Below are 2,919 nucleotides of genomic sequence, written 5' to 3'. Positions count from 1 at the left end.
GGAAGACACGCCGACCATCATTAAGGTCTTAGGTAACGACACGTTCGAAGGCGACGACAAAGTGGTGTCGCTGGATACCAATCACGGTCCAGCCAACGGCACGGTCTCGGTCAACCCGGACGGCAGCGTCACTTACACGCCAAACGACAACTACCACGGGGCAGACAGCTTTACCTACATCGTTACGTCCGGTGGGGTATCGGAGTCCACCACGGTGAACGTCGATGTCACACCAGTGAACGATGCGCCAGTGGCAAAAGATGATACCGCTGTTACTGACGAAGATACGCCAGTGACAATTGATGTCCTACCAAACGACACCGATATTGATGGTGATAAGCTGTCTATCCAATCAGCTTCCGTACCTGAAGCACAAGGCACAGTCGAGATTGTTGACGGCAAACTGGTCTTCACACCGGCCGAGAACTTCCATGGTGATGCCGAAATCACTTACACCATCACCGATGGTTCGCTGACTGACCAAGCGAAAGTAGCCGTTACCGTTAATCCAGTGAACGATGCGCCAACGATCAAGGTCGATGCTGTAGAAAGTATCACTGAAGACGCAGTGAGTACCGATACGGTAGTGGCAACGTTGGAAGTCGCTGATACCGATACACCAGAAGAGCAATTAACCGTTTCTTTAGAAAACAACTCAAACGGCTACTTTGCGTTAGTTGGCGATGAAGTCAAACTGACTCAAGCGGGTGTTGACGCGGTTAACAACGACGAACTCAACCTTAAAGACCTAACGATCAGTGCATCAGTATCGGATGGTGTTAATCCAACGGTTAGCGACAGTGATAGTTTGATTGTGAATCGCGTTAACGATGCACCAACAGTCGATAATGTCATTTCAGATCAAGTGTTAGCAGAAGATTTTACGATCTACACGATTGATTTAAACGACGCATTTAAAGACAGCGACTCGGCACTGAACTTCTCAGTGTCCGGCAACAACAACGTGTTGGTTTCGATTGAAAATGGCATTGCGACCATTAGTCCAACTGCGGATTGGAACGGCTCTGAAGCGTTGACCTTTACTGCCACCGATCTAAGCGGCGAAAGCGTCAGCCAAACGGTGAACTTCACGGTAGCGCCTGTGGCGGACATCGTGGCAGACAACGCGACGGTTGTGGAAGATACGCCAACCATCATCAAGGTCTTGGGTAACGACACGTTTGAAGGCGACGATAAAGTGGTGTCGCTGGATAGCAATAACGGTCCAGCTAACGGTACGGTCTCGGTCAACCCGGACGGCAGCGTGACTTACACGCCGAACGACAACTATCACGGAACAGACAGCTTTACCTACATCGTTACCTCCGGTGGGGTATCGGAGTCCACCACGGTGAACGTCGATGTGACGCCAGTGAATGACGCGCCAGTGGCAAAAGATGATACCGCTGTTACTGACGAAGACACGCCAGTGACGATTGATGTCCTGCCAAACGACACCGACATTGATGGTGATAAGCTGTCTATCCAATCAGCTTCCGTACCTGAAGCACAAGGCACAGTCGAGACTGTTGATGGCAAACTGGTGTTCACACCGGCTGAGAACTTCCATGGCGACGCTGAAATCACTTACACCATCACCGATGGTTCGCTGACTGACCAAGCGAAAGTAGCCGTTACCGTTAATCCAGTGAACGATGCGCCAACGATCAAGGTCGATGCTGTAGAAAGTATCACTGAAGACGCAGTGAGTACCGATACGGTAGTGGCAACGTTGGAAGTCGCTGATACCGATACACCAGAAGAGCAATTAACCGTTTCTTTAGAAAACAACTCAAACGGCTACTTTGCGTTAGTTGGCGATGAAGTCAAACTGACTCAAGCGGGTGTTGACGCGGTTAACAACGACGAACTCAACCTTAAAGACCTAACGATCAGTGCATCAGTATCGGATGGTGTTAATCCAACGGTTAGCGACAGTGATAGTTTGATTGTGAATCGCGTTAACGATGCACCAACAGTCGATAATGTCATTTCAGATCAAGTGTTAGCAGAAGATTTTACGATCTACACGATTGATTTAAACGACGCATTTAAAGACAGCGACTCGGCACTGAACTTCTCATTGTCCGGCAACAACAACGTGTTGGTGTCGATTGAAAATGGCATCGCGACCATTAGCCCAACGGCAGACTGGAACGGCTCAGAAGTCCTAACCTTTACGGCTACCGATCCAAGCGGCGAAAGCGTTAGCCAAACGGTGAACTTCACAGTTGCGCCTGTGGCGGACATCGTGGCAGATAAAGCAACGGTCGTGGAAGACACGCCAACCATCATCAAGGTCTTAGATAACGACACGTTCGAAGGCGACGACAAAGTGGTGTCGCTGGATACCAATAACGGTCCAGCCAACGGCACGGTCTCTGTCAACCCGGACGGCAGCGTAACCTACACGCCAAACGACAACTACCACGGGGCAGACAGCTTCACCTACATCGTTACATCGGGTGGGGTATCGGAATCCACCACGGTGAACGTCGATGTGACACCAGTGAATGACGCGCCAGTGGCAACCAATGACACGGCAACAACACAAGAAGATACCGCTGTCACGATTGATGTTCTGCCAAACGATACTGACATCGATGGCGATACGCTGTCTATCCAATCAGCCTCTGTGCCGAGTGAGCAAGGGACAGTTGAGATTGTTGATGGTAAATTGGTCTTCACGCCAGCTGAGAACTTCAATGGCGACGCTGAAATCACTTACACCGTGACCGATGGTGCACTGACCGACCAAGCGACGGTCAACGTCACCGTGAATGCGGTGAACGACACGCCTGTGGTTGAGAGCAACATTGCAGACCAAGCCTTGGCAGAAGACTTTACGCCATACAGCATCGATCTAAATACCGCTTTCAGCGATGTGGATAACGTGGATGGCGATCTGAGCTTCAGCGT

The 2,919-nt window shown here is 50.4% G+C and carries 1 protein-coding gene; it reads left to right on the top strand.

What is annotated here, in order from left to right; all coding sequences use genetic code 11:
- On the top strand, positions 1-2,919 hold a 2,919-nt coding region (locus R7O03_RS22535), incomplete at both ends, for a tandem-95 repeat protein (RefSeq protein WP_318132063.1).

The sequence above is a fragment of the Vibrio sp. Vb2960 genome (genome assembly GCF_033337665.1).
Taxonomy (GTDB): Bacteria; Pseudomonadota; Gammaproteobacteria; order Enterobacterales; family Vibrionaceae; genus Vibrio; species Vibrio alginolyticus.
The sequence above is the reverse complement of the archived record's forward strand: the minus strand, read 5'-3'. Positions and strand labels throughout refer to the sequence as shown.